Origin of the sequence: Tractidigestivibacter montrealensis (genome assembly GCF_024741235.1) — a bacterium.
Classification (GTDB): domain Bacteria; phylum Actinomycetota; class Coriobacteriia; order Coriobacteriales; family Atopobiaceae; genus Tractidigestivibacter; species Tractidigestivibacter montrealensis.
Map to the genome: position 1 here is coordinate 264,573 of NZ_JANSKA010000004.1, position 26,064 is coordinate 290,636.

Annotated in this window: 21 protein-coding genes and 1 pseudogene; 15 read left to right on the forward strand and 7 right to left on the reverse strand. The window is 63.0% G+C overall.

What is annotated here, in order from left to right; translation table 11 throughout:
* Positions 1–41 precede the first annotated feature (41 nt).
* From tig to clpX, 3 genes are all read left to right on the forward strand, one after another.
* On the forward strand, positions 42–1,391 hold the full coding sequence (gene tig / locus NVS32_RS07460) for a trigger factor (RefSeq protein WP_258499253.1): 1,350 nt from the start codon (positions 42–44) through the stop codon (positions 1,389–1,391).
* A gap of 117 nt (positions 1,392–1,508) precedes the next feature.
* Positions 1,509–2,129 (forward strand): ATP-dependent Clp protease proteolytic subunit, encoded by a 621-nt coding sequence (locus NVS32_RS07465; protein WP_258499254.1) that lies wholly within the window; start codon positions 1,509–1,511, stop codon positions 2,127–2,129.
* A gap of 3 nt (positions 2,130–2,132) precedes the next feature.
* Positions 2,133–3,458 (forward strand): ATP-dependent Clp protease ATP-binding subunit ClpX, encoded by a 1,326-nt coding sequence (gene clpX / locus NVS32_RS07470; RefSeq protein WP_258499255.1) that lies wholly within the window; start codon positions 2,133–2,135, stop codon positions 3,456–3,458.
* 100 nt (positions 3,459–3,558) lie between these two features.
* Here the strand turns inward: clpX and NVS32_RS07475 are convergent, their stop codons facing one another.
* From NVS32_RS07475 to NVS32_RS07485, 3 genes are all read right to left on the reverse strand, one after another.
* Positions 3,559–4,683 (reverse strand): glycosyltransferase family 8 protein, encoded by a 1,125-nt coding sequence (locus NVS32_RS07475; protein ID WP_258499256.1) that lies wholly within the window; start codon positions 4,681–4,683, stop codon positions 3,559–3,561.
* A gap of 145 nt (positions 4,684–4,828) precedes the next feature.
* Positions 4,829–5,590 carry a TatD family hydrolase gene (locus tag NVS32_RS07480; RefSeq protein ID WP_258499257.1) on the reverse strand — a complete coding sequence of 254 codons (762 nt, stop codon included), beginning with the start codon at positions 5,588–5,590 and terminating at the stop codon, positions 4,829–4,831.
* Positions 5,587–6,348, reverse strand: a complete 762-nt coding sequence (locus NVS32_RS07485; RefSeq protein ID WP_258499258.1) for a tRNA threonylcarbamoyladenosine dehydratase — start codon at positions 6,346–6,348, stop codon at positions 5,587–5,589. Before NVS32_RS07485 ends, NVS32_RS07480 begins: the two co-directional genes overlap by 4 nt.
* Positions 6,349–6,515: 167 nt before the next feature.
* Between NVS32_RS07485 and NVS32_RS07490 the strand changes: the two genes are divergently transcribed.
* From NVS32_RS07490 to NVS32_RS07505, 4 genes are all read left to right on the forward strand, one after another.
* A complete protein-coding gene (locus NVS32_RS07490) occupies positions 6,516–9,203 on the forward strand; it encodes a valine--tRNA ligase (protein WP_258499259.1) in 2,688 nt (895 codons plus the stop codon).
* A gap of 449 nt (positions 9,204–9,652) precedes the next feature.
* Positions 9,653–10,951, forward strand: a complete 1,299-nt coding sequence (locus tag NVS32_RS07495; protein ID WP_258499260.1) for a substrate-binding domain-containing protein — start codon at positions 9,653–9,655, stop codon at positions 10,949–10,951.
* A gap of 100 nt (positions 10,952–11,051) precedes the next feature.
* Positions 11,052–12,560, forward strand: coding sequence for a sugar ABC transporter ATP-binding protein (locus NVS32_RS07500; protein ID WP_118100110.1), 1,509 nt, complete (start codon positions 11,052–11,054; stop codon positions 12,558–12,560).
* Positions 12,561–12,575: 15 nt separating this feature from the next.
* Entirely contained in the window at positions 12,576–14,231 is a 1,656-nt protein-coding gene (locus NVS32_RS07505; protein ID WP_258499261.1) for a galactose/methyl galactoside ABC transporter permease MglC, read from the forward strand.
* A gap of 260 nt (positions 14,232–14,491) precedes the next feature.
* Here the strand turns inward: NVS32_RS07505 and NVS32_RS07510 are convergent, their stop codons facing one another.
* The 4 genes from NVS32_RS07510 to NVS32_RS07525 form a co-directional block, all read right to left on the reverse strand.
* Positions 14,492–15,295: an ElyC/SanA/YdcF family protein gene (locus NVS32_RS07510; RefSeq protein WP_258499262.1), complete on the reverse strand. Its 804-nt coding sequence runs from the start codon at positions 15,293–15,295 to the stop codon at positions 14,492–14,494.
* Between the two features lie 277 nt (positions 15,296–15,572).
* A complete protein-coding gene (locus tag NVS32_RS07515) occupies positions 15,573–17,201 on the reverse strand; it encodes a UDP-glucose--hexose-1-phosphate uridylyltransferase (RefSeq protein WP_258499263.1) in 1,629 nt (542 codons plus the stop codon).
* Positions 17,192–18,406: a galactokinase gene (locus NVS32_RS07520; RefSeq protein ID WP_258499264.1), complete on the reverse strand. Its 1,215-nt coding sequence runs from the start codon at positions 18,404–18,406 to the stop codon at positions 17,192–17,194. The genes NVS32_RS07515 and NVS32_RS07520 overlap by 10 nt, the downstream gene beginning before the upstream one ends.
* A gap of 85 nt (positions 18,407–18,491) precedes the next feature.
* Entirely contained in the window at positions 18,492–19,574 is a 1,083-nt protein-coding gene (locus NVS32_RS07525; protein ID WP_258499265.1) for an aldose epimerase family protein, read from the reverse strand.
* 192 nt (positions 19,575–19,766) lie between these two features.
* Here NVS32_RS07525 and NVS32_RS07530 point away from each other — a divergent pair, with 192 nt between their 5' ends.
* The 8 genes and pseudogenes from NVS32_RS07530 to NVS32_RS07560 all read left to right on the forward strand — a co-directional run.
* Positions 19,767–20,789 (forward strand): LacI family DNA-binding transcriptional regulator, encoded by a 1,023-nt coding sequence (locus NVS32_RS07530; RefSeq protein ID WP_258499266.1) that lies wholly within the window; start codon positions 19,767–19,769, stop codon positions 20,787–20,789.
* Between the two features lie 100 nt (positions 20,790–20,889).
* Positions 20,890–21,540: a hypothetical protein gene (locus tag NVS32_RS07535; protein ID WP_258499267.1), complete on the forward strand. Its 651-nt coding sequence runs from the start codon at positions 20,890–20,892 to the stop codon at positions 21,538–21,540.
* A gap of 10 nt (positions 21,541–21,550) precedes the next feature.
* Positions 21,551–22,033, forward strand: a pseudogene (locus tag NVS32_RS11115) (hypothetical protein); the annotation flags it as partial.
* Between the two features lie 13 nt (positions 22,034–22,046).
* Positions 22,047–22,730: a hypothetical protein gene (locus NVS32_RS07540; RefSeq protein ID WP_258499268.1), complete on the forward strand. Its 684-nt coding sequence runs from the start codon at positions 22,047–22,049 to the stop codon at positions 22,728–22,730.
* A 45-nt stretch (positions 22,731–22,775) separates the two neighbouring features.
* Positions 22,776–23,456 (forward strand): thiamine pyrophosphate-dependent enzyme, encoded by a 681-nt coding sequence (locus NVS32_RS07545; protein WP_258499269.1) that lies wholly within the window; start codon positions 22,776–22,778, stop codon positions 23,454–23,456.
* Positions 23,453–24,037, forward strand: a complete 585-nt coding sequence (locus NVS32_RS07550; protein WP_258499270.1) for a 2-oxoacid:acceptor oxidoreductase family protein — start codon at positions 23,453–23,455, stop codon at positions 24,035–24,037. Before NVS32_RS07545 ends, NVS32_RS07550 begins: the two co-directional genes overlap by 4 nt.
* 9 nt (positions 24,038–24,046) lie before the next feature.
* Positions 24,047–25,282 (forward strand): phenylacetate--CoA ligase family protein, encoded by a 1,236-nt coding sequence (locus NVS32_RS07555; RefSeq protein WP_258499271.1) that lies wholly within the window; start codon positions 24,047–24,049, stop codon positions 25,280–25,282.
* Positions 25,283–25,402: 120 nt separating this feature from the next.
* Positions 25,403–26,064, forward strand: a 662-nt coding sequence (locus tag NVS32_RS07560) for a hypothetical protein (RefSeq protein WP_258499272.1), incomplete at its 3' end; no start/stop codon positions are given.

The window sequence follows — 26,064 nt, forward strand, 5'->3', positions numbered from 1 at the left end:
GACGGGCACCCGCCCGCCGAGAACGAGACACTGGAGGAACGTTGAAGATCACCGTCACCGCTGAGGAGCCCAAGGACAACAAGGTTGCCGCAAAGCTCACCATTCCCGCCGCCGACGTTGACGCGGCTGTCAAGAAGACCTACAAGGACTTCGCGCACAAGTACAACTTCCAGGGCTTCCGTCGTGGCCACGCTCCCCGTCCGGTGATTGACGGCATCCTGGGTAAGGAGTCGGTGCTCGCCCAGGCCACCAACGACCTCCTCAACGCCGCCGAGCCCCTCATGCTCGAGGAGCTCAATTTTGTCCCCGTTGGCCGTCCGGACTTTGCTCAGGACGCTGACCTCGCCAAGGAGGGCCAGGACTACACCATCGACGTCACCATCGGCGTGCGCCCCGAGGCTGAGCTTGACTCCTACGACGCGCCCCAGATCAACATGCCTCCCGAGGATGTCACCGACGCCGAGGTCGAGGCCCAGGTCAAGCGCTACATGACCTACCACACCTCCTACGAGGACGTCCCCGAGGGCGAGGCTGCCCAGGAGGGTGACGTCGTGAAGGCCGACATCGAGAACGTCGAGGGCGCCGAGAAGCTCGCGGGCGAGGGCCAGACGCTCGCGCTCGTCGATGGCCAGGTCCCCGACGAGGTCAAGCAGGCACTCACTGGCGCCAAGGTGGGCGACGTTGTTGACCTCGCCTGGACCATCAAGCACGAGGACGGCGAGGAGAGCCACGAGCACTCCTACAAGGCCAAGGCTACGGTCAAGGGCATCCAGCGCCCCACCACGCCCGAGCTTGATGACGAGTTTGCCAAGAAGAGCTTTGGCTACGACACCGTCGACGAGTTCAAGAGTGCCGTCCGCGACGAGATCGCCGAGGACAAGAAGGTCAACCTTCCCAACCTCAAGGAGGACCGCGTTGTCGAGGCCGTGGGCGAGCGCCTGCAGCTCGACGAGGTTCCCGCTGACTACCAGGAGGAGGTCTTCAACGAGCTTGGCCAGGAGGTTCTCGGCCAGATGCAGCGCTCTGGCATCTCTCTCGACATGTACCTCAAGGCCCGCAACATCTCTCCCGACGCCTTCATCGCCGACCTCCACGCCCAGGCCGAGGAGCGCGCCCGCCAGTCCCTGGCGCTCGACGCCATCGCCCGTCAGCTCGGCCTTGAGGCCACCGACGAGGACGTGCGCAACGAGTTCGAGAAGGCCAACGTCGGCGACGTGGACAAGGCCATCGAGCAGTGGCGCTCCGAGGGTCGTCTCCCGGCCATCCGCGATTCCATCAAGCGCACCAAGGCCCTCGACTGGCTGGTCGAGAACGCTCAGGTGACCATCGTGGACGAGGCCGCCGAGGCTGCCAAGGAGTCCGAGGGCGAGAAGTCCGAGGACGCCGAGTAGCCCTCGCGCTACCAGAACCAATGGTGCAGACCCTGTGAACTGACGCCGTGCCCCGGATGGCGCAAGCCATTCGGGGCACATTGGAACGGAACACATACTATTCCTGAAGGGAGCATCATGCACAACCCAACGAACATCCCGCTCATTCCGTACGTCGTTGAGCAGACCCCGCGTGGCGAGCGTAGCTACGACATCTACTCGCGCCTGCTCAATGACCGCATTGTCTTCCTCGGCGAGGAGGTCACGCGCGACTCCGCCAACCTGGTGATCGCGCAGCTCCTGCACCTGGAGAGCCAGGACCCCGACAAGGATATTTCGCTTTACATCGACTCTCCTGGCGGTGACGTCTACGCCGGCCTGGGCATCATCGACACGATGAACTTCATCAAGCCCGACGTCTCCACCATCTGCGTGGGCATGGCGGCTTCCATGGGCGCAGCCATTCTCGCCAGCGGCACCAAGGGCAAGCGCCTTGCGCTGCCCAACTCGATGATCCTCATCCACCAGCCCAGCTCTGGCGTCCAGGGTCAGCAGACCGACATCCAAATCGTGGCTGACGAGACCAAGTGGATTCGCGAGCACCTCAACCAGATGCTTGCTGAAGCCACCGGCCAGCCCATCGAGAAGATCAACGCCGACACCGAGCGCGACAACTACATGCGCGCAAGCGAGGCGCAGGCCTACGGCCTTGTCGACAAGGTCATCACCAACCGCAACGACCAGGGTAAGCAGGAGTAGCGCATGGCTCAGGACCGCGACAACGGAAACGGACGCTCGTACGGCGACAACGAGATGCACTGCTCGTTCTGTGGCAAGAGCCGCAGCCAGGTGAGCAAGCTCATCCAGGGTCCCGGCGGAGTCTACATCTGCGACGAGTGCGTGCGCGCGTGCTCTCAGATGATCGAGGAGGCGGATGGCACCGCTGCGGAGGAAGACGACGTGGACGAGGAGTCCCCGCTTCCGCTCAAGGAGCTGCCCACCCCGCACGAGATCTACGACGAGCTCTCGCAGTACGTGATTGGCCAGGAGGCGGCCAAGCGCGCCATGAGCGTGGCCGTCTACAACCACTACCGCCGCATTCTCTCGGGCAACGACGAGGTCCCTGAGGGCGAGGAGGAGGTGGAGATTGCCAAGAGCAACATCCTGCTCCTTGGCCCCACCGGTACCGGCAAGACGCTGCTTGCGCAGACGCTTGCCCGCTTCCTTGAGGTGCCCTTCGCCATCGCCGACGCCACCACCCTCACCGAGGCTGGCTATGTGGGCGAGGACGTAGAGAACATCCTGCTCAAGCTCATCACCGCGGCCGACGGCGACGTCTCCCGCGCCGAGCTTGGCATTGTCTACATCGACGAGATTGACAAGATCGCGCGCAAGGCAGAGAACCTCTCCATCACTCGCGACGTCTCCGGCGAGGGCGTGCAGCAGGCCCTGCTCAAGATTCTTGAGGGCACCGAGGCGAGCGTGCCCCCGCAGGGTGGCCGCAAGCACCCGCAGCAGGAGCTCATCCACATCGACACCACCAACATCCTGTTCATCTGCGGTGGCGCCTTTGTGGGTCTCGATAAGATCGTGGCCGACCGCATTGGCAAGAAGGGCGTTGGCTTCAACGCCGAGCTTGGCAAGAACGGCGACCAGGACGAGGACGAGCTCATGGAGCAGGTCATGCCCCAGGACCTGCACAAGTTTGGCATGATCCCCGAGTTCATCGGCCGCATCCCGGTGATCACCTCTACGAGGGAGCTCAAGGAGGCAGACCTCGTGGACATTCTCACCAGGCCTAAGAACGCGCTGGTCAAGCAGTATCGCCGTCTCTTCGAGATCGAGGGAGTGGACCTGGAGTTCACGCCCGATGCCCTGAACGAGATTGCACGCCAGGCCATTGCCCGCGGTACGGGCGCCCGCGGCCTGCGTGCTATCTGCGAGTCGACACTTCAGTCCACGATGTTTGACCTCCCGAGCGACCTCGACATTACCAAGGTCATCGTTACCAAGGAGTGCGTGGGCGGCACCGAGAAGCCCGAGGTGGTACGGCAGGAGTCGCTACTGCCCAAGCATCGCGCGAGCTAGCACGCGTTCACTGGTTGTATCAACCCTCGGCCGCGTCCGGATGTCCGGGCGTGGCCGTTTTTTGGCTATGGAAGTTGACGTGGGAAGTCCTACATCGGCTTTAACCCACCGAACCGCCAAAGCGCTCGTAGTACTCGATGAACTTCTGGCGCCGCTTGGTCCCCGCGGGGCAGGTGTAGTCAAAGGCGTGCATGATGCCGCGATAGATGGCAACGGCCTTTATGCGGCGCGCCATGCCGTCGACGGTGCTGCGCGACTTCTCAAGCTGGTCTCGCAGGTACTCAAGGTAGGGGGAGCCTGCCGCGTACTGCCAGAAGAGACCAGCGAGGTCGGAGTCTGGGTAGAGCCAGGGCCTGTTGTCGGGCCCGGCGTAGTGGACAATGCGATAGTCGCGCCTGGCCTCGTCGTACTCGTCCTGAACGTCTTTGGGGGCCTGCGCCACGATGTGGGTGCGTCGCATGTACTGCCAGTCAACAAGGTAGTTCCACTTCATGTGAACCCGACGGTAGTGACCGTCCACCACCTTGTTGAGGACGTCCTGGTCAAGCCAGCGCCACGTGCGCTCCGTGGCAATGTCAAGCAGTTCCTCCGCCGTGATGGTCTGACGGAACTTCTCTAGGTTCATGAGGAGCACACCCGCCTGGAAGTAGTCGTGCGGCTCGGTCATACCCAGCTGGTCCTTGAGGTACGAGTAGACCGTGGGATCATAGCCGTCGATCTGGCCGATGGTGTCCGCGTCGCGCGTGGCCGCCAGCAGGTAGCCTGTGACGTCCGTGTCGAAGAGCTCCGCCACGTCTGCGCACACAACGATGTCCGAGTCCAGGTAGATGGCCTTCTCGACGTTGTCGAGAAGCGTTGGTGCCAAAAGGCGGAAGTACGTCTCGGGTCTAAAGTGGCCGTGATGGGGGAGCTTGATGTCCCCAAGGGCGGCGTCAACGTCCAGGAAGCCCAGCCCAACGTGGTACTTGGACGCCTGCTGCGTGAGCGTGATCATGCTCTTGGGCGTGATGTCGCGTGTGAGCACCACAATGTCGTAGTGGCGGTTGGGCGAGGCGTTCACCAGGATGGACTGAAGCGCCACCGAGAGGTAGGGAACAAAGAGCTCGTTACAGGCAAAGACGAGAACAACGTCGTTGAGGTCAAGCGGCAGCTCGCGTGACGAGGTGGCCAACATGGTCCCCCTCTGCGTCTGCTGGGTGGCAGGTGTTCCGCTCTGTGAGATCATCGTCTGGCTGCTCCCTGTAGGATGCCCGTGTCTGCGTGCCAAAACAGCACTGTATGACTCTACCATGACGTGCGAGCCGTGCTCCGTTCGCCCGCTCGTCCCCGCCAAAGGCCCATCTGTGAGACAAAGGGACAGTCCCTTTGTCTCATTCGAGAAGGGCGGCAGCGTTGGAGCGCGCAAGTGCCCCCACGTCTTCGCCGCGCACCTCGGACGCCTTTGCGATTGCGCGTTCGAGCGAGGAGGCAATCTCCTCTGCGCTGCCAACGACATTCTCTCCCGCAGGGAGGTCCGTCTCGGTGAGCAATAACTCTGCGGGCACCTCGCGAACGTACTCGCGCCCGCGCCTGGTGGCAAGGGAGTGCTCGCCAAACGAGAAGGAACAGCCCATGCGGGCAGCACGCCACAGCTCCTCCGGTCTTCCGGAGAACCAGTGAAAGACGCAGCGACAGGACTTCGCGGCGCCTGTGCGCTCCAGCACGTCGAGCACCACGTCTGTCGAGCGCACGGAGTGGATTGAGACGACCTTGGGGCACGTGGGATCGCTCGTCTCGGAGCAGGCGCGCATGATGCGCTCGAATGCCGCGACCTGAGCGCGCTGCGTTCCCTCGCCCACGTGCGCTGGCGAGAAGTCCAGGCCAACCTCGCCAACAAAGCGCAGTTCAGGCAATATGGAGACCAGCGTGTCAACGTCCTTCTCGGCAATGCGACCGTCTGCGACCCACCAGGGATGGGCGCCAGCGGTGAGGAAGACTCCCTTAGCGCCCGCAAGCTCCTGCGCCGCACGAAGGTAGCCCGCAGGCGTCACGGTGCAGGCGAGAAGCGATAGGCCAAGCTCGTCTGCTTGGGCTACTACCTGCGGCGCATTTGCGTAGAAGTCCAGATGCACGTGTGCGTCGAAGAGCCTCACCGCTCGCCACCTTCCTCAGGGGATTTCCCGTCCAGCCCCGTGAGCGAGAGGATCACGTCTCCCGCGATCATCTGGCCCATGATGGGTGGAAAGTACGACATGGTGCCCAGTGTCGCGGCCTTGCCGCTCGCGCCCTCGGGCGTGTGCGGGCGCACCGGCTCCTCGGGGGAGTAGAGCACGCGCAGCTTTCGAATCCCCCGCTTCCTGCTCTCCTTGCGGATGATGCGCGCAAGCGGGCACCCGTGCGTCTTGGAGATGTCCGCGAAGCGAAGGAGCTCTGGGTGAAGCTTGTTCGCGCCTCCCATGCTCGATACCAGGGGCATGTCGTTGTCCTGGCACCAGCGAGCGACCACAAGCTTGGCTGTCACGTTGTCGATCGCGTCGACCACGAAGTCCGGCCGTGGGTCGAGGCCGCCAAGGATTTCTCCGATATTGTCCCGCGTGAGGAACACATGGATCGGCGTGATTTTGCACGAAGGGTTGATGTCGGCCACGATGCGTGCCATCACGTCCGTCTTGCGCTGGCCTACGGTGCTCGTGTATGCCACGGCCTGCCGGTTGATGTTGCTCGGCTCGACCACGTCTCGGTCGACGAGGACGAGCGAGCCCACGCCACCTCGTGCCAGCGCCTCGGCGCAGTTGGAGCCCACGCCGCCAAGGCCCAGCACAACCACGCGGGAGTCGGCAAGCCTTCCCACGGCGTCCTTGCCCATGACCAGCTCGAGTCTGGACGTGGGTGTCTCCAACGTGTCAGCCATGTGTCTTCCCGTGCCTCTCGTCCGTCCGCCCGCAATCGCCCCGATAATAGTCGAAAGCATGAGACAGAGGGACTGCCCCTTTGTCTCATTGCGCCTGTGCTAAGCTGGGAAGCTGCAATCTGGGCGCTCGCTGCGCCCCACATGGCTGTGTTCGAGAGGACCGTATCGTGGAAGAGATGCCCAAGACCTACAATCCGCAAGAGGCCGAGCCCCAGCTCATCCAGAAGTGGGTTGACGCTGGCTGCTACCGTCGCAGCAAGGGCGTAGGGGACTGCACCGTTGTCATCCCGCCGCCCAACGTGACTGGCATCCTTCACATGGGCCATGCCATGGACGACTCCATCCAGGACACCTTCATCCGTTACAACCGCATGCGCGGCCGCTCTACCCGCTGGATTCTGGGTACCGACCACGCCGGCATCGCCACGCAGACCAAGGTGGACAAGAAGCTCAAGAGCGAGGGCAAGTCTCGCCTCAAGATGGGGCGCGAGAAGTTCCTGGACGCCTGCTGGGACTGGACCCACGAGTACGGCGGCACGATCGTCTCGCAGATCAAGCGCATGGGCTGCTCGATCGACTTCGATGACGAGAAGTTCACCATGAGCCCCGAGTTTAGCCGCGCGGTGCGTAAGGTTTTCTGCGACTGGTACCACGACGGTCTCATCTATCGCGGCAAGCGCATCGTCAACTGGTGTCCCGTGTGCGGCACCGCCATCTCGGACGACGAGGCGGAGTACCACGACGAGAAGGGCCACCTGTGGTTCCTGCGCTATCCGCTCACCGAGCCCGTCGACGGCATCGAGTATATCACCGTGGCCACCACGCGCCCCGAGACCATGCTGGGCGACACAGGCGTTGCCGTCTCGCCGGAGGACCCGGAGAAGGCCAAGCTCGTGGGCAAGACCGTGATGCTGCCCATCGTGAACCGCGAGATTCCCATCTTCTCGGACTGGCACGTCGACAAGAACTTTGGCACCGGCTTTGTGAAGGTCACGCCCGCGCATGACCCCAACGACTTTGCCATGGGCCAGACGCACAACCTGGAGCAGATCAACATCCTCGACGAGCACGCGCACATCGTGGACGGCTACGGCGAGTTCTCCGGCATGGACCGCGACGAGGCGCGCGAGGCCATCGTGAAGTGGTTCGACGAGCACGGCCTTCTCGACCACATCGAGGACCTTGAGCACTCGGTCATGCACTGCTACCGCTGCGACACCGCGCTTGAGCCCTGGCTCTCCGAGCAGTGGTTTGTTGCCGTCGACAAGCTCAAGGGGCCTGCCACCAAGGTCGTCAGGGACGGCGAGGTCAAGTTCTATCCTGAGCGCTGGACGCAGACCTACCTCACCTGGATGGACAACCTCAAGGACTGGTGCATCTCTCGCCAGCTGTGGTGGGGCCACCGTATCCCCGTCTTCTACTGCGAGGATTGCGGCTGGGAGGACGCCCTCATGGAGGACACTGACGTGTGCCCCAAGTGCGGCGGCCATCACGTGCACCAAGACCCTGACGTGCTGGACACCTGGTTCTCCTCGCAGTTGTGGACTTTTGCCACGCAGGGCTGGCCCGACCACCCCGAAGAGATGGAGGGGCACCACCCCACCAAGGTCCTCGTGACGGCTCGAGACATCATCGCCCTCTGGGTTGCCCGCATGATCATGAGCTCGCTCTACTTCACGCATGAGGTGCCGTTCCACGACGTGTACATCTACGCCACCATCCTCGCCAAGGACGGCAGTCGCATGTCCAAGTCCAAGGGCAACGGCGTTGACCCCATGGCGCTCATGGACAAGTACGGCGCGGATGCCATGCGCTACAACCTGCTCACGCTCATTACCACGAACCAGGACGTCAAGTTCGACGCCAATCTGGACAAGAAGACGCGCGAGCTCATCGACAGCCCGCGCACCGAGCAGGCGCGCTCCTTTGTGACCAAGATTTGGAACGCCAGCCGCTTCGTCCAGATGAACCTCGACGGCTACACGCCCGGTGCCCCCAAGGCCGAGACGGCCGAGGACGCCTGGATGCTCTCGCGCCTTGCCCGTGCCGTTGACGCCGCCACACGCCAGCTTGAGGGCTACGAGTTTGGCGACTATGCCCGCGACCTGCAGTCGTTCTTCTGGGGCGAGGTCTGCGACTGGTACATCGAGCTCTGCAAGGGCCGCCTGCTTCACGGCACGCCCGAGGAGCGCCTCCAGGTGCAGCGCAACCTCGTCTACGTGCTCGACGTCTCCATGCGCCTGCTGCACCCCGTGATGCCCTTCGTCACCGAGAGCGTGTGGGACGCGCTGCCCGCAAGCGGCCTTGACGACCACTCCGCGCAGTTCCTCATGACTGCCGCATGGCCCGAGCCGGCTGACCTCGCCGCCTTTGTGAACGACAAGGCCGAGCACGACTTTGAGCTTGCCCGCCGCGTGGTCTCTGCCGTGCGCTCGACGCGCGCCCGCTATCGCCTGTCGCCCAAGGCAGAGCTTGACGTCTGCGTGCGCGCCGCCGCCGAGGACGTTGCCGTTCTCGAGTCTCAGCGCGACTTCATCTGCAGCGTTGGCCACGTGGACCAGCTGGCGCTTGGCGCCCAGCAGGACAAGCCCGCCGGCTCCGTGAGCGTTGCGGACGGCGCGCTTGAGATCTTCGTGGTGCTTGGCGGCCTGGTTGACCTTGCTGCCGAGGGCAAGCGTCTGGAGAAGGAGCTGGCAAAGGCCGAGAAGGAGCTTGCCGGTACCCAGCGCACCCTTTCCAACGAGGGATTTGTTGCCAAGGCGGCGCCCGAGGTCATCCAGAAGAAGCGCGACCGCGCCGAGGAGCTGGAGCAGTCCATCGAGCAGCTCCGCGCCCAGATTGCCGACCTGGCGTAAGTCGGCACGTTTCTCTCGTCCCCGGTGTTTGCTGGGCCCGCGACGGTTGATGCCGCCGCGGGCCTTTTCTTGCGCGTGCCGTTTGGTTGCCCGTCCGGCATGGTTTCCAGTCCGGCATGATTGCCCGCCCGGCGATCTCACTTGCCGCGTCTTCTCGCCGTTTAGGCGGTCCTAACCGTTCGGATTCCGCGGCACTTCGGGGATGCCGCTCCTTCTCGCCGTTTAGGCGGTCCTAACCGTTCGGATTCCGCGGCAGGTGCAATTCCCGGCAGCAGTATCGCCCGGCTAACGGCCCGATAGATCTCCCAAAAAAGGCCGTCTGCCGCCCTTTCCACAACCGCTGGTCGAACAAATGAGAACGTTAACATCCGCAGATAAAAGTGGAGTTAACGTACTCACATCGAAGGTTCGCGCAACGGGGCGCGAACCACGGGGAAAGGGAGAAACCCATGGAAATGTCTCGTCGTAGGTTCCTTGAGGTCTGTGGCCTTGGCGCCCTGAGCTTTGCCAGCGTGGGTGTGCTCGCCGGCTGCGGGAGCAGCTCCGACAGCGCGAGCAGCGACTCCGCCACTTCCTCTGGAACCAGCACAGTTGCCAACAAGGACAAGCCGCTGGTGTGGTTCAACCGCCAGCCGTCCAACAGCTCCACCGGCGAGCTTGACTCCGCCGCCCTCAACTTCAACGACAAGACCTACTACGTTGGCTTTGACGCCAACCAGGGCGCCGAGGCTCAGGGCAAGATGGTCAAGGACTACATCGAGAAGAACATTGCCACGCTTGACCGCAATGGCGACGGCATCATTGGCTACGTCCTTGCCATTGGCGACGTGGGCCACAACGACTCCATCGCCCGCACCCGCGGCGTGCGCAGCACCCTTGGCACCGGCGTCGAGAAGGATGGCAAGGTTGTCTCCGACCCCATTGGCACCAACACCGACGGCTCCTCCTCGCTGGTCCAGGACGCCACGATGGAGATTGGCGGCAAGACCTACACCATTCGCGAGCTTGCCTCGCAGGAGATGAAGAACTCTGCGGGTGCCACCTGGGATGCAGCAACGGCTGGCAACGCTATCGGCACCTGGGCGTCCTCCTTTGGCGAGCAGATTGACCTCATCGTCTCCAACAACGACGGCATGGGCATGTCGATGTTCAATGCATGGTCCAAGGACAACAAGGTCCCGACCTTTGGCTACGACGCCAACAACGACGCCGTTGCTGCTATCGCCGAGGGCTACGGCGGAACCATCAGCCAGCACGCCGACATCCAGGCCTATCTCACGCTGCGCCTGCTTCGCAACTCCCTCGATGGCGTCGATATCAACACCGGCATCTCCACGGCCGATGACGCCGGCAACGTGCTTGCCGAGGACACCTACAAGTACGTCGAGGCCGAGCGCTCCTACTATGCGATGAACGTTGCCGTGACCGCCGAGAACTATACCGACTTCACGGACTCCACCAAGATCTACGAGGGTGCTTCCAAGCAGCTCGACTCTTCGAAGTCTCCGTCCAAGAAGGTGTGGCTGGACATCTACAATGCGGCAGACAACTTCCTGAGCTCCACCTATCAGCCGCTGCTCCAGCAGTACGACAAGCTCCTCAACCTCACGGTGGACTACATCGGCGGCGACGGCCAGACCGAGTCCAACATCACCAACCGCCTTGGCAACCCGAGCGAATATGACGCCTTTGCCATCAACATGGTGAAGACCGACAACGCCTCGTCCTACACCTCCCTCCTGAGCTAGGGCGTTCCCGTAGGTTTTGTTCGTGACACGCGTCCGATGCGGGGGGAGGGGAGTTCCCCCCGCATCTTTTGCGGGCATCTAGTAGGAAGGATGGGGGAGCATGGCAGACAGCCAGAACGACGTGGTGCTGTCGATTCGCGGGATGTGCAAGTCCTTCGGGCGCAACCAGGTACTCGACCACATCGACCTCGACCTCAAGCGTGGAACGGTCATGGGCCTCATGGGCGAGAACGGCGCCGGCAAGTCAACTATGATGAAGTGCCTCTTCGGCACCTACCAGAAAGACGAGGGCACCATCATCCTGAACGGCCGAGAGGTGAGCTTCTCGGGCCCCAAGGACGCCCTCGAGAACGGCATCGCCATGGTGCACCAGGAGCTCAACCAGTGCCTGGAGCGCAGCGTGGTGGACAACCTCTTCCTCGGCCGCTATCCGGTCAACTCGCTGGGCGTCGTGGACGAGGGCCTCATGCGCAAGGAGGCGGCAGAGCTCTTCCGCCGCCTGGGTATGACCGTCGACCTCGATCAGCCCATGCGCAGGATGTCCGTCTCGCAGCGCCAGATGGTCGAGATTGCCAAGGCAATTTCGTACAATGCCCAGGTCATCGTCCTGGACGAGCCCACCTCCTCGCTGATGTCTCAGGAGGTAGAGAAGCTCTTTGGCATGATGCGCATGCTCAAGGAGCAGGGCATCTCGCTTATCTACATCTCGCACAAGATGGATGAGATTTTCGAGATCTGCGACGAGATTTCTGTACTTCGTGACGGCAAGCTCGTCATGACCAAGCCTACCTCCCAGACGACGATGAACGAGCTTATCGCCGCCATGGTTGGCCGCTCGCTGGAGAATCGCTTTCCGCCCGTCGACAACGTGCCGGGAGAGCCAATCCTCTCCATTAGGCATCTCTCCACGAAGTATCCGCCCTACCTGCAGGACATTTCGTTCGATGTACGCAAGGGAGAGATCTTTGGCCTCTATGGCCTTGTAGGGGCCGGCCGCACCGAGCTCCTCGAGACCATCTTCGGCGTGCGCACGCGCGCCGCTGGCCGCGTGTACTTCCGCGACCACCTCATGAACTTCGAGAATGCGCGCGAGGCCATGGAGCACGGCTTTGCGCTGATCACCGAGGAACGCAAGGCAAACGGCCTGTTCCTCAAAGGCAACCTTACCTTCAACACCACGATTGCCAACCTCAACCACTACAGGAGCGGCATCGCCCTCTCCGACCCCAAGATGACCAACGCCACGGCAGCCGAGATCAAGCTCATGAACACCAAGTGCATGGGTCCCGACGACATGATCTCGAGCCTCTCCGGCGGCAACCAGCAGAAGGTCATCTTTGGCAAGTGGCTCGAGCGGGGACCGCAGGTGTTCCTCATGGACGAGCCCACGCGCGGCATTGACGTAGGCGCGAAGTACGAGATCTACGAGCTGATCATTGGCATGGCCAAGCAGGGCAGGACCATCATCGTGGTCTCCTCCGAGATGCCAGAGATTCTCGGCATCACCAACCGCATTGGCGTCATGTCAAACGGCCGGCTTTCCGGCATCGTCAACACACGGGAGACCAACCAGGAGGAGCTCCTGCGTCTAAGCGCGAAGTACCTGTAAGGGGGATGAGCACACATGGCAAACCAGGGCGATAAGGTGCTTACGATCGAGGAGGAGCAGACCCTGCTCCGCCCCATTGACGAGCACGTTTCCGCCATCCAGGCAAAGATTGACGAGCTGCGGCGCGACGGAACCGACCGCGTGGTGAAGCTCCAGGGCGACATTGACGCAACTAAGCGCGACCGCATCCTCTCAAAGGAGGAGCGCGAGCAGGCAATATCTGGTTACAAGAGCGAGCTCGACGCCGCAAAGGCTGTCGAGGCGAGCCACAAGGCAGAGGTGGCGGGCCTTGTCTCCGAGGCCGAGGGCTACCTCAAGGAGCACTACGCCAAGGAGTACCTCGAGCCCGTGCGCCAGAGCTGTGCCCAGGAGCGCGTGCTTGCCAAGGATCGCTACCAAGCCAACCTCAAGGCGCTCGAGGACGAGCATCGTGCCAACCTCTCGGGCCTTACCGACCGTGCCGAGGTCAAGGACGAGAATTACGTCTACAAGAACAGGCGCTTCGACGCGAAGGTCGTCTTCGAGAAGGAGATGCAGCAGATCAAGGACCGCGAGCATGCGGCCTTCAGCTACGAGTACCACCTCATCGACCTCCTGCGCATGTCCAAGTTTACGTTTGCGCAGCGTCAGGCCCAGAAGTGGGAGAACTACAAGTACACCTTCGACCGCAGGCAGTTCCTCCTTAAGAACGGCCTCTACATCGTCATTCTCCTTGTCTTCGTCTTCCTGTGCGCCATCACGCCCGTCGTGAAGGGCACGCAGCTTCTCACGTACCAGAACATCCTGAACATCCTGCAGCAGGCCTCGCCGCGCATGTTCCTGGCGCTGGGTGTTGCCGGCCTTATTCTGCTCACCGGCACCGACCTCTCCATTGGCCGCATGATGGGCATGGGTATGACGGCAGCGACGATCATCATGCACCAAGGTATCAACACGGGCTCGGTCTTTGGTCACGTCTTTGACTTCACCGGGATGCCGCTCGTCGGGCGCATAGTGCTTGCCCTTGTGGTGTGCGTTGCCCTCTGCACGCTCTTCACCTCGATTGCAGGCTTCTTCACCGCTCGCTTCAAGATGCACCCGTTCATCTCGACCATGGCCAACATGCTCATCATCTTTGGCCTGGTCACCTATGCCACCAAGGGCGTTTCGTTTGGTTCCATCGACCCCGCCATCCCCAACATGGTGATTCCCAAGGTCAATGGCTTCCCCACGATCATCCTCTGGGCAGTCGCGGCAATCATCATCGTGTGGTTCATCTGGAACAAGACGACCTTTGGCAAGAACCTCTACGCCGTGGGCGGAAACCCCGAGGCTGCCGCCGTCTCCGGAATCTCGGTCTTCAAGGTGACGCTGCTGGCCTTCGTGATGGCCGGTATCCTCTACGGCTTTGGTGACTGGCTCGAGTGCATGCGCATGGTTGGCTCCGGCTCCGCCGCATATGGCCAGGGCTGGGACATGGACGCCATCGCGGCCTGCGTCGTAGGTGGCGTCTCCTTCACCGGCGGCATCGGCAAGATTTCCGGCGTCACGGTGGGCGTTCTCATCTTCACCGCGCTTACGTACTCCCTGACCATCCTGGGCATCGACACCAACCTGCAGTTTGTGTTCTCCGGCGTGATTATCCTCACCGCCGTCACGCTCGACTGCCTGAAGTACGTCCAGAAGAAGTAACCGGTACATCCTCCCTCGCCGCCCGGAACCCCCTCCGGGCGGCGCCCATCCCTGAAGGCCCGACCCAGGCGCGTTGGTTCGCTGGGGCGGGCCGCTGGTATGCCGCGCGTTCTCGCCGGTTCAGGGCTGCAGCGTTTGGAATCCGCGGCACTGAGAGAGGAGGCAGCGGATCTTGCAATTTCCGATCGTTTAAGGTGCGCTAACCAATCGAAATTTGCAGGAAAGAGGGGAGGTCGCACCCGCCAGGCTATCCCGTCACGCTACCCCGCATAGCGGGGGTCCGCCTTCCTCATCGACCAGGGATATCGCGCGAGAAGGCGCTCCCATGCGGCCCTTACCTCGTTAGGGATGTCCACATGCGCAAGAAAGCCCTGGCCACACGGTCCATAGCCGTTCTCGTCGTCGGTGAGGCGCGGAATCTCGCCCATGAGCAGGGTCAGGTAGCGGCGCATGTTCCACATGCCAAGCGGGGAGTGGTCAAAGGCCAGCTCTCCGTCGCGCACAACCACGCTTACCGCATAGGTGGCAAATGCGATGGGCAGCACGCGGGGCATCTCCTTCTCGACCTCGGCCACCATGCGCCTCTGCATGGTGGCGTCCTGCGAGAGAATCAGACTCTTGCAGGAAATGCCCTTCTCGGCGAGAAGGTCTCTCAGGTAGGTGATGTTGTTTCCGCAGTTGGTTGAGCGAGTCTCCAGAAAGTCCGCCTCAAGGCCATGAGCGTGGGATAGGTATGCCGAGAAGATCTGTGCCTCCGTGGCATCGTCTGCAAACTCCAGCTCCGGGCAGAGCTCGCGCACCCTCGCCCTGAACGTCTCCGTGGTGTGCCCAGCGCCGCCCACAATTACGTACGTGCGCGCGACGCCGGTACGCATCGCGTCTGCCAACACGTCCCCGCCGGCAAGAATGGAGCCGCCAAAGAGTGCCATCACGTCTGCCTGTTCAAAGCCATAGCGTGCGACGAGGGCGTCGCGGCTGAGTGCGGGCACGTCTCGCATCCCCAGGAAGCTTGCAAGCGTGTTGATGTCCCGCGAAACCCGTTCCAGGCCTATCTCGGATTCCATGCTGGCCTCCCCGGCTCAACTTCCCGCTTCTCTGCATAGTGTATCTGGTCGGTATTCCTCGCCTCTCGGGAACCCTCACCACGTAGAAACTTGCGGTTTAGTAGCAGCTCTCAAATGACGAGCAAAGCGCTTACCTGCGGTTTCCATCAGCAAGACGCTAAAGTAACGGCAATTAAGCCGCAGTTTTTCGAAATAGGAATGCGGGCGCGCCTCACGCAAACGAAAAGGCCATCCCGGCACCGCCGGGATGGCCTCAACCGTTCGCTGCCGTCTGCCGCTACAGCGATGCCACAAACCGCATCTGCGCCGCGCGGCCCGCCTCGTCCCATTTAAAGACGCCGGCGTCCTCAAGTACGTGAGAGAAGACCAGGCCCACACCGTCGCGAACCACCTGGTGCACGTTTGCTGCGGTAAGCCCAGGGTTCTCCTCAGCAAGCTGCGCTGCCCAGGCGGCGTGCGAGGACGCCAGCGGGTCTGCCGCCATCTCCTCCCTGGTCGCTGCAGCAACAAGCAGCTCTTCCACACGCCCAAGTTCTCCCACCAGGCGCGGCGGCAGGATGGCAAGCCCCATGACCTCGATGAGGCCGATATTCTCGCGCTTGATGTGGTGCCACTCCTCGTGCGGGTGGAAGACGCCCAGCGGGTGCTCGGCACTTGTGACGTTGCACCGAAGGGCAAGATAGGCCTCGTACGTGGCGCCACCCACGTTGCCCTGGGCATCAACGCGGCGAACAATGGGGGTCACCGTGTTGTGCGGAGTACCGTCCGGGTCGTGCGCGACCACTCCCACAGACTCGTCGCTCCAGGCGCGCCACGCCGCAACCACGTGGTCGGAGGCGTCAAGCAGCTGGTCTCGGCTCTGGGAGGAGAGCCGCAGGACCGAGAGGGGCCAGTGCAGAACCTCGCCGGAGACCTCTGGGAAGCCGGGCAGTGAGAACCTCTCGGCCGTGGCCGCGCGCATCATGGGAAAGACGTGCGCGCCCCCCTGGAAATGATCGTGCGAGAGGATCGATCCGCCAACCACAGGCAGGTCAGCGTTGGAGCCAATGAAGTAGTGGGGCAGCAGGTCCACAAAGTCGAAGAGGCACGAGATGGAGGTACGGTCAACGTGCATTGGGCGGTGACTTGCGCTCATGGCAATGCAGTGCTCGTTGAAGTACGCGTACGGGCTGTACTGCAGGCCCCAGCGCTCGCCGCCCAGGGAGATCGGGATGATCCGCAGGTTCTGCCGTGCGGGGTGCGCGCCCATGGGGTCTGTGGCGGCGCGACCGGGGTAGCCCTCGTTCTCAATGCAGAGCTGGCAGGCGGGGTACTTCTCGCCTGCAGGGGCCTTGCCTGCCGCAGCAATCTCGCGCGGGTCCTTCTCGGGCTTGGAGAGGTTGATGGTTATCTCCAGCGACCCCCAGTCTGTCTGCGTATTCCAGCAGACGTTCCGGGCAATGGCAGTGCGGCGTACGTAGCCAGCGTCACAGCAGGTGCGATAGAACCAGTTTGTTGCTGCCTTGGGGCCGCTCTGCGCGAGAAGCCCCTTGAACGTTGCCTCGATCTCGGATGGCTTGGGCATGAGAAGCCCCATGACGCGCATGGCTATGCGATCACGTCCGCTCGCGGTGTCTGCGGTGCAGCCGTTAGCCACCGCGGCCTCGGCGAGAGTGGCGAGAAGGTCGTCTGGTGCCGTGGCCGCGGTACCCTGCGTCACGGCAGGGGAGTCCGGTCCCTCGGCGAGCACCCATGCGTCGCTGGGACCGGGGCTGGTTGCGCCCACGGCCTCAAGCACGGCATTCACGCCCCAGACACGGTCCGCCCAGCCAATGAGCCCATGGTTGGCGGCATAGTCAACAATCCCAGTAGCGGCGGCAACCAGGGCCCCACCGTCAATGGGCGTATGTGCGCTCTCTACTCCCATTCCGCATACGCCCCCCTGTCAGAGATGCGGTAGCGCCTGCAGGAGCCAGCGCCAAGCCATGCGTCCATGCGGTCGGAGAACTCCTCAACAAGGTCGAGCGGGACAAAGCACTGGATGGTGCCGCCAAAGCCGCCTCCATGGATCCTCGTGGCGCCGCGACCGTCGAGAACGCGCTCGGCAAGCCCAAGCGCCACCATGGCAGGCTGGCTCTCCACGCCGCACGAGACGTTCTGGAGGAACATTGCCGAGCTCGCACCCGAGGTGCGGGTGCATGAGAGGAAGGCGTCGATGTCCGGGGCGTTGAGCGCCGCCCAGCGCTTGTCGACCAGCTCGTTCTCGCGCCAGTAGTGGATGGCGCGCAGGACCGCACGGTCGCCAAGCTTGCGTCGCAGCTCGGGCACGTGGGCGTCGAAGTCGTCCTGGTCGACCTCGCAGAGGCGCTTCTTCCCAAACACGGCGGCAACAGCCTGCATCTCCTGGGGCATGGCGGCGTAGGCGTCGGTAAGGTCGGCGTGGCTCGAACCAACGTCCACGAGGCAGAGCGCATAGCCGTGGTCTTCGAAGTCGAACTCCAGGCGGCGTGCCACAGGGTCCTCGGGGATGGCGAAATCGATGAAGGCAAGGCCGCCCAGACAGACGGATGCCTGGTCCATGAGGCCGCACGGCTTGTCAAAGTAGACGTTCTCGGCAAACTGGCTCATGCGCGCCATCTCGAGCGCGTCATAGCTGCGTCCCTCCCAGAGGGCCTCCATCGCGCGTCCCAGCGCTGCCTCGACAGCCGCGGACGACGAGAGGCCCCCGCCTACGGGGATGGTGCTCGTTATGGCAAGGTCAAAGCCTGCAGGGGTTCGCCCGTCCTGGGCCATCCTGAACGCCATGCCCCTTACCAGCGAAGCCGTAGTGTTCTTCTCGGCGTCCTGGGGGTCTAGCGAGTCGAGGGAGACCTCGATGGTGGGGTATCCGTCGCTTGCCAGGCGCACGACGCCCAAGCCATTGGGGCGGCCGAGAGCGTTTACAGCCACGTCCAGGGCGCCCGCGATAACGTGGCCCCCCTCGTGGTCGGTGTGGTTGCCTGCGATCTCCGAGCGGCCCGGAGCATGCACCCGGAGCAGGCGCTCTCCTGCGGGGGGTTCGCCAAACTCCTGGCAGAAGACCTGTCGCGCCCGCTCAAAGCCGTCCTGGCGTCCGACGCACGTCTCGTTCATCGTGTTCTCCTTTCTCCCGGCATGCCGGGCAACGCATCTTCGCAATGAGGGGGCAGCGCCCGTCTCACCTTTACAGCATTTTTCCTCAGCGTGACATGATTCCTAGCTGGTAGACAATCGTTTGGGTGTACGGCTGGGCAGGTGTGCAGATGGGCTGCGGCCACGAGAGGTGGTGGGCACAGTCCGGGTAGAACTCGGGCTCAAACGCAAAGCCGGCGCGCGGCAGGTAGGTGCCGCCGCCCTTGGCGTGGGCGTCATCGAGCCAGTTGCCCGTGTAGAGGTGCGCGCCCGGTGTGCTCACGCGTATCTCAAGCGTGCGGCCGCTAGCGGGGTCAAGGGCGGAGAGGGCCAGGCGCGGTGGGGTACCCGGCTTCCAGCCCCGGATGCAGAAGCAGTGATCGTATCCGCGCGCTCGATACAGCTGCTCGTTGTTCCCGTTGATGTCGCGCCCCACCGGCTTTGGCTCGCGAAAGTCGAAGGGCGTTCCGTCGACGGGGCGAATCTCACCCGTCGAGACCGAGTCCTCGCGGATGGGAAGAAACTCGTCTGCCTCGAGGCGCACGACCGTTCTCATTGCGCTGCCGGCGTCATGGCCTGCCAGATTGAAGTAGCTGTGGTTGGTCATATTCACAAAGGTGAGGGCGTCGGACTTGCATGCATACGAGACCGTGAGACGTGTGGTGTCATCGGGAAGGTCGACGAGCGAGACCTCGCAGGTGAATGTGCGGTTGCCTGGCAGGCCAAGCTCTCCCTCGCCAAGCCGGCAGGTGAGGCGCACCGCGTTTCTCTTCTCGACGGCCGCTGCCCTCCACACGCGTTTGTGGAGTCCCGAGGTAAGGCTGGTGTGGAGGTTGTTGCGCTTGCCGGGCCCATCGTTTTTGGCGAGGTGGCAAGCGACGGCGGGGCCTATGGTCATCTCTGCCCCATCTGTGCGGTTTGCGATGGGTCCCACGGTGGAGCCATGGCAGGCTGGGTTATCGAAGTAGTCCTCGAGCGACGCTAGGCCGAGAAGAACGTCCCCTTGTTTTCCAAATGCGTCAGGAACCTCTAGCGAGAGGAGCGCCGCCCCAAACTCCATGAGCCTGAGGCGTGCCCTGGGGGTGGTAATCGTGAAGACGTGGACCAAAGCTCCCGATGGCGTGCAACCAAGGGCCTCCGAGCTGACCATGGGGTCTCCTCTCGTGTGCGATAATTGCCCAGTAAGCAAGCGAATGCCGTTATGCGCTTCGTTTGGAAGCAGAGTTATGTTAACGTACTCACAACGGTTGGGCAGCGAGAGTCTTGGGGAATTTCTGGCTTGTCCGGCAGACGGTAAGTGACAGGGCCCGACTGGGCACGTTCGATCAGGAGGGGGCTTGAGATGAGCACGGGGCGTCAAGACAGCTCGCATCGCTTCGTCTCAATGGCAGACGTCGCGGAAAGGGCGGGTGTGTCTCAGCAGACGGTCTCCCGCGTGGTTAACGGTCAGCCCAATGTGAGCGAGTCGACCCGCAAGGCCGTCCAGAAGGCCATGGACGAGCTTGGCTTTAGGCCAAACTTTGCGGGAAGGTCGCTCAGGAGCGGTCGTTACCGCTCTGTGGGTCTCTGCATCTACAACATCACCCAGTTTGGCAACCTCTCCACGCTCGATGGCATCATGACCGCCGCGCGAGAGCACGGTGACGCCATCACTATGGTGGAGATGGGCGACGATGACCCGGTCTCCCTCGAGCGCATGACAAAGCGCATGCTCACGCTGCCGGTTGACGCCATGATCATGAGCATGAGCATCAAGGCCGAGGACTTCGATACCTTCCGTCCCAGCCCGGGGTTTGGCACGGTTCTGCTCACCATGTACGAGCATCCCCATTGCACAACGGTCGACTCCGACCAGTACGGCTGCTCCATGCTCGTGATGGACCACCTACTCTCGCGCGGGCATAGACAGGTTCGCTTTGTGGGGGGTCCCTCGTACTCCGTCGACTCCAACTTCCGAGAGCGGGGCTGGCGAGACGCGCTCGAGGTGCGTGGCATCGACGTTGCCGAGCCTCTGCGAGGGGACTGGACGGCTGACAGCGGCTACGAGGCTGGCGCGGCGCTTGCCGCCGACAAGGACATGACGGCTGTTTACGTTGCCAACGACCAGATGGCGCTCGGTGTCATTGCTGCGCTGGAGGATGCCGGCAGGAGGGTGCCGGAGGACGTGAGCGTGGTGGGCGTGGACGACTCGCTTACCGCCTCGGTGCCGCACAACCGGCTCACGACCGTTCGATTTGACCTCTTCTCGCGCGGACGTCGTGCCTTTGAGCAGGCACTTCTTGGCACAAGCCCCAACTACCACGTCCAGCAGATTAGGATTGCCGGAACACTTGTCGAGCGCCAGACCGTCGCCGATTTGCGATGAGACAAGGGGACAGTCCCTTTGTCTCATTTCGAGCCTCGGTGCCCCCCTGAACCGGCCTCCCCAGGGAGCCACACTGGGGAGGTTGTCTCAAAGGGGCACCGTGCTCAAGACGCCCGTGAAGGCGGCAGACGCCGACACGCACGAGGACATCATGCGCACCGTGCAGTTTGCCAAGGACATCGACGCCTCGAAGCTCCAGCCAGCCATTCTCACGCCCTTCCCGGGTACGCCCGTCTACGAGGGGTACGAGAAGGAAAGCCGCATGCTCGTGCGCGACGAGTGCGACTGGGAGCCGTTCGACATGATGAACGCCACCTACCAGCCAAAAAACATGTCGCCGTGGGACCTGGAGATGGAGTTCTTCCACGCGGCGTGCTCGTTCTACGACAGGCGCGGCGCCATTCGCATGGGGAAGACCTTTGGGCCGGCCTATGGACTCACGCGCTATGCCCTGGCTCTCATCGCACGGCTGGGCAAGTGGGGCACGTGGCTGGCTGGCGTCGTGGGGAAGGGGAGCTGGTACTACTACCTGCGTCACATTCCCTGGCGCTACGCCATGGACCACGAGAGCGACGAGATCGGCCACGAACTCAAGCTGCTGAGAAGGAAGGACGATGCCCAGGAGGTTGCGACAACGCTAGCCGTTCTTGCCGCCCTTGTGTCTCCCGTGGCGAGGCGTGTGCGTCGGCTCATGAAAGACGGGTCTCCTTCTCTGCCTGTGAGACAAAGGGACTGTCCCTTTGTCTCATAAAACGTTACGATTGGGCCACGCGAGGCTGCGCCCTTCCTGCAGCGGTGGTAGTGTCAACCTACCTGCGTTTAAGGAGAGGCCGACGCATAAAGAGTTCCTCACGGGCAACGAGGCCATCGCGCTTGGTGCCCTCGCTACTGGGGTGAACGTTGTCGCGGGGTATCCCGGCACTCCGTCCACAGAGGTCATCGAGACCATCGCAAAGCGCCGGCCCGAGGGCGTGCACGTTGAGTGGTCCGTGAACGAGAAATCCCCCATGGAGGTTGGTGCCGGTGCCGCCTATGCCGGGGCGCGCGTGCTGGTGACCATGAAGCAGGTTGGTCTCAACGTGGCGTCCGACCCCCTCATGAGCCTGGAGTACGTGGGGGTCAAGGGCGGCATGGTGGTCATGGTCGCGGATGACCCGGGCCCAATCTCAAGCCAAATCGAGCAGGACACGCGCACCTTCGCGCGCTTCTCCAAGGTTCCCGTTCTGGACCCGTGCTCCGTGAGCGAGGCCCTTCGCTATGGTGGGCGAGGCCTTCGAGCTCTCCGAGCGGCTGGGGAGCCCCGTCTTTCTCCGCGCCACCACGCGCATCGACCATGGCTACGAGGCAGTGGACGTGGCGGATGCCGAGGAGTACGTGCGCCACGAGCCCGATGGCTTCGAGCGCGACCCCAAGCGCTGGGTCATCTTCCCCGCGCTCTCGGTGAGGAACGACGCCGCCATCGAGCAGCGCAACGCGAGGCTGGCCGACGAACTCTCCGACTACCCACGCAACCAGGTGATCGAGCCTGTCTCTGGCACACGTCTGCGTCTGGGCATCGTAAGCCACGGTATCAACTGGCAGTACGTCCTCGAGAACGTGGAAGAGGGCGACTCGGTGCGGCTCATGCGGGTGGCCACGCCGTTCCCGTTCCCGGAGCGCCTGGCACTCGATTTTCTCGACGGCCTCGACGAGGTTCTCTGCGTGGAGGAGCTCGACCCCGTGATTGAGCGTTCGCTCATCGAGACGTGCGGCCGCAACCACCTCAATGTGCGGATTCGCGGCAAGCTCACTGGTGACGTGAAGCCCTCGGGCGAGAACTCCGTGGGCTACGTGGGCGGCGTCGTCTCCGCGTTCCTGGGGCGCGAAAGCGAGACCGCCCCGAGCGGGCCCGTCCCGGAAGCCCCTGCCCCGCAGCTCCCCGTGCGGCCTCCCGTGCTCTGAGCCGGCTGCCCGCACCGCGCCAGCTTCTACGACGTGAAGGTTGCCATGCGCGGCAAGAAGTGCGTCTTCTGCGGCGACATTGGCTGCTACACGCTGGGCAACGCAGCTCCTCTCGACATGTGCGACACGTGCCTGTGCATGGGCGCTGGCATCACGGTGGCGCAGGGACTCTGGCAGGTGGAACCGGACACCAACTCCTTCGCGTTTGTCGGCGACTCCACGTTCTTTGCGTCGGGCATCACGGGGGTAGTGAACGCCTTCTACAACCAGGCCCAGCTCACGGTATGCGTGCTGGACAACTCGACCACGGCCATGACCGGCCACCAGCCGCACCCCGGGACCGGGCACACGGCTATGGGGCAAGACGTCACGCCTGTCTCGATTGAGCGCGTGTTGTGGGCGATTGGTCTCACAACTGTGGAGACGGTCGATCCGCTCGACCACGCCCATGCCGTCGAGGTGGTGCGCCGCGTTGCTGCCGAGCCGGGCGTGAAGGCCATCATCTTCAAGTCGCCCTGCGTCATGCTCGCCAAGCCGCAGGCGCGCTCGTATGTGGACGCACAGAGTTGCATTGGGTGCAAGCGCTGCGTGAGTCAGGTCGGCTGCCCGGCACTCGTGCCCCAGGAGGACGGCAAGGTTGCTATCGACGCCTCCCAGTGCACGGGCTGCACGCTCTGCGAGCAGATTTGTCCCACGCACGCCATCTCGGGAGGTGAGCGCCTGTGAGCACAAACGTCGTGATAGTCGGCGTGGGCGGCCAGGGGACCGTCCTCGCCTCAAAGCTCATATCCGATGCCGCCATGGCGGCAGGGCTTCCGGTGAAGGCTGCCGAGACAATCGGCATGGCCCAGCGCGGGGGCTCCGTCATGAGCCACGTTCGCATAGGAGAGGGCGTGCATTCTCCACTCGTTGGCGACGGCCGAGCCGACCTCCTCATCTCCTTCGAGCCGGCCGAGGCAGTGCGACGCCTGTCGTTCCTCTCGCCTGCGGGCGTGGTGGTTGTGGCAAACCGACCTGTGGTGCCCGTGAGTGCCATGACCGGCGGCCCCGCCTACGACCTTTCCGCCGTCATGGACTTCCTGCGCGGCAGCGTGTCTGCCGAGAGGCTTCACGTGGTCGACGCCGAGGCCGTCGAGCGAGACCTGGGGTCAGCCAAGTGCCTCAACGTAGTGCTGCTTGGCGCTGCCGTGAGGGCGGGCGCGCTGGAGCTTTCCAAGGATGACGTCGCTTCAGCCATTCGCCGTCGCGTCCCCATGCGGTTCTGGGGCCTTAACATGCGGGCGCTTGCCTATGCGGCCAACCTTTAAGGAGCAATGATGCGCATCTCCGACAAACAGCTTGACCTCGTCAACCGCCAGATTGAGCGGCTGCGTGCCTCCAACAACTTCTATGGTAAGCGCCTCAAGGAGGCGGGAATCACGGGGGTATCGTCCGCCGAGGACTTCCTGAGCCTGCCCTTCTCGCAGAAGCAGGACCTTCGCGACGCATATCCGCTGGGGCTTGCCGCCGTACCCGAGGAGAAGGTCGTGCGCATCCGCTCCTCGTCCGGCACCACGGGAACGCCGGTCATCGTGCCCTACACCGCAAAGGACGTTGATGACTGGGCCGAGCAGTTCAAGCGCTGCTACGAGTTCGCAGGCGTCACAAACCGCGACCGCATCCAGATAACGCCCGGGTACGGGCTATGGACGGCGGGAATCGGCTTCCAGGCATGGGTGGAGCGGCTAGGTGCCACGGCCATTCCCATGGGCCCGAGCAACACCGAGAAGCAGCTGCAGTTCATGGTCGACTTGCAGTCCACCGTCATCTGTGCGATCTCGAGCTACGCGCTGCTTTTGGCCGAACAGGTTGAGAAGCGCGGGCTGCGCGACAAGATTGCCCTCAAGCACGGCGTGATTGGCTCAGAGCGCTGGGGCGCGAAGATTCGCCAGCGAATCATGGATGGCCTGGGTATAGACTGCTACGACATCTACGGTCTCACTGAGGTCTATGGCCCCGGCATTGGCATTAGCTGCAAGCACAACTGTGGGATGCACATCTGGGACGACTACGTCTACGTGGAGATTGTCAATCCTGCTACCGGCGCGCCCGTGCCCGATGGCGAGTGGGGCGAGATCTGCCTCACCACGCTCGTCAAGGAGGGGGCGCCCCTCATTCGCTTCCGCACACACGACCTCACGCGCATCATCCCGGGCGAGTGTCCCTGTGGCTCGAGGTACCCGCGGATTGACACCATCCAGGGCCGGTCCGACGACATGTTCAAGACCCATGGCGTCAACGTCTTTCCCAGGCAAATCGAGGAGGTGCTGGCGCTGTACCCGCAGCTCTCGAGCGAGTACCAGATTCGTCTCTCGCACCTCGAGGGATGCGACACCATGCGCATCTACGTGGAGACGGACGGCACGCAGGACTGGGCGGACCTCTCCGAGGAGGTCGCGCACGAGGTGAGAAACCGCATAGGCTTCACGCCCATGGTCAAGATCGTCGAGCTGGGCGTCCTGCCGCGCAGTGAGAAGAAGACGAAGCGCGTGATTGACGAGAGGTACGACTAGGGGCATGTGCTGCCTCGCTCTGTCGCTTCCCGGATACCAGATGTTTGGTATCTGGGGAGCTTTTTTCTTGCGCTATGGTGACCGTTGATGTGTTCGATCCTGTATCGGCTGGGGGGAAGTTTGACTCTCGAGGAGCAGTGGGAGGACGTATACGCGTTGATTGCAGCCGCATCTCTTGAGGGCGGGGCTGACCCTGCCGCGATGCTGGTGGGGGACCCCATCACGCTGCTCTGCAGCCTCACTGCCCAACGGGATGACCGGGCCGCGTTTGACGCTGAGGTTATAAGGGCAGAGGACGCGCTTTGCCTCATGCGCGTGGGCATCTCTCGCAAAGATGGGCTTCTCTCGGCCGGTGAAGCTCGTCGCGTGCTTGATGCCACAACGAATTCCCCGGATGCTTCCAGCCTCCTGCGTGATCTTGCGCAAAAGGTGCAGACGGCATCGGACATGCGGGCTTTCGAGGGGATGCCCAATGCGTACCGGCGCCCGTTCATAGACGCGCTGCAGCGCGCAGTCGACGGCATTCCAGGACTTGGGGTCGAGGGGGCGGCTGCCGGGCTCTACCTGCTTTGCCCGCACGCCTGCCTCCCGCTCTCTGGTAGGACGCGCGAGTTTCTCGTCTCTCCGGACGGCCTTGGCATAGCGGAGGAGGACCTCCCTACTACCGGCCGCGACTATCTCGACCTGCTCTGCTTCCTGCATGTGGAGATGGCCGAGTCGCGCCTGCCTGTATTCGCTAACGTAGGAGTCGACGGAACGCTCAGCAGGTTTTCGACACTTCG

What these genes read in the sequence shown, in the direction of transcription:
- NVS32_RS07545 (WP_258499269.1), top strand. Translation starts at nt 22,776, where the DNA reads ATGCGCGGCAAGAAGTGCGTCTTCTGCGGCGACATTGGCTGCTACACG.
- NVS32_RS07530 (WP_258499266.1), top strand. Translation starts at nt 19,767, where the DNA reads ATGAGCACGGGGCGTCAAGACAGCTCGCATCGCTTCGTCTCAATGGCA.
- NVS32_RS07500 (WP_118100110.1), top strand. Translation starts at nt 11,052, where the DNA reads ATGGCAGACAGCCAGAACGACGTGGTGCTGTCGATTCGCGGGATGTGC.
- NVS32_RS07465 (WP_258499254.1), top strand. Translation starts at nt 1,509, where the DNA reads ATGCACAACCCAACGAACATCCCGCTCATTCCGTACGTCGTTGAGCAG.
- NVS32_RS07520 (WP_258499264.1), bottom strand. Translation starts at nt 18,406, where the DNA reads ATGAACGAGACGTGCGTCGGACGCCAGGACGGCTTTGAGCGGGCGCGA.
- NVS32_RS07540 (WP_258499268.1), top strand. Translation starts at nt 22,047, where the DNA reads ATGGTGGGCGAGGCCTTCGAGCTCTCCGAGCGGCTGGGGAGCCCCGTC.
- NVS32_RS07485 (WP_258499258.1), bottom strand. Translation starts at nt 6,348, where the DNA reads ATGGCTGACACGTTGGAGACACCCACGTCCAGACTCGAGCTGGTCATG.
- NVS32_RS07475 (WP_258499256.1), bottom strand. Translation starts at nt 4,683, where the DNA reads ATGATCTCACAGAGCGGAACACCTGCCACCCAGCAGACGCAGAGGGGG.
- NVS32_RS07525 (WP_258499265.1), bottom strand. Translation starts at nt 19,574, where the DNA reads ATGGTCAGCTCGGAGGCCCTTGGTTGCACGCCATCGGGAGCTTTGGTC.
- NVS32_RS07555 (WP_258499271.1), top strand. Translation starts at nt 24,047, where the DNA reads ATGCGCATCTCCGACAAACAGCTTGACCTCGTCAACCGCCAGATTGAG.
- clpX (WP_258499255.1), top strand. Translation starts at nt 2,133, where the DNA reads ATGGCTCAGGACCGCGACAACGGAAACGGACGCTCGTACGGCGACAAC.
- NVS32_RS07495 (WP_258499260.1), top strand. Translation starts at nt 9,653, where the DNA reads ATGGAAATGTCTCGTCGTAGGTTCCTTGAGGTCTGTGGCCTTGGCGCC.
- NVS32_RS07515 (WP_258499263.1), bottom strand. Translation starts at nt 17,201, where the DNA reads ATGGGAGTAGAGAGCGCACATACGCCCATTGACGGTGGGGCCCTGGTT.
- NVS32_RS07505 (WP_258499261.1), top strand. Translation starts at nt 12,576, where the DNA reads ATGGCAAACCAGGGCGATAAGGTGCTTACGATCGAGGAGGAGCAGACC.
- NVS32_RS07510 (WP_258499262.1), bottom strand. Translation starts at nt 15,295, where the DNA reads ATGGAATCCGAGATAGGCCTGGAACGGGTTTCGCGGGACATCAACACG.